We start from the raw sequence: 364 nt of genomic DNA, 5'->3' as shown, positions 1-364 counted from the left end.
CACATCCACGAACACCGCACACAACACCCGCTCGGCCACCGACACCGGCTCTCGACCGGACCCCGCCGAGATCACCTCCGGCTCCGGCAACGCCGCCCGATCCAACTTCCCGTTCACCGTCACCGGCAACGACTCGAGCACCGTCACCGTCGACGGCACCATGTACTCCGGCAACACCTCCGACGCCGCCGCCCGCAACTCCGCCGCCCGCAACTCCGCCGCCGACGCCTCCCCCAGCAACGTCACATACGCCGCCAGATACGACTCCGACCGACCCGGCCGCTGCCGCACCACCACCGCCGCGGACCCCACCTGCGGCAACGACTCGAACACCGCCCGGATCTCGTCCACCTCGAGGCGCTGA

At 70.6% G+C, this 364-nt stretch carries 1 protein-coding gene; it reads right to left on the bottom strand.

Annotation, left to right across the window (positions count from 1 at the left end; translation table 11 throughout):
• Positions 1–291, bottom strand: a 291-nt coding sequence (locus ACN675_RS29290; protein WP_420754140.1) for an AMP-binding enzyme, incomplete at its 3' end; no start/stop codon positions are given.
• Between the last annotated feature and the right edge of the window lie 73 nt (positions 292–364).

The sequence above is a fragment of the Rhodococcus sp. O3 genome (genome assembly GCF_048897285.1).
Lineage (GTDB): Bacteria > Actinomycetota > Actinomycetes > Mycobacteriales > Mycobacteriaceae > Rhodococcus.
This window is presented reverse-complemented; position numbering and strand designations above follow the sequence as displayed.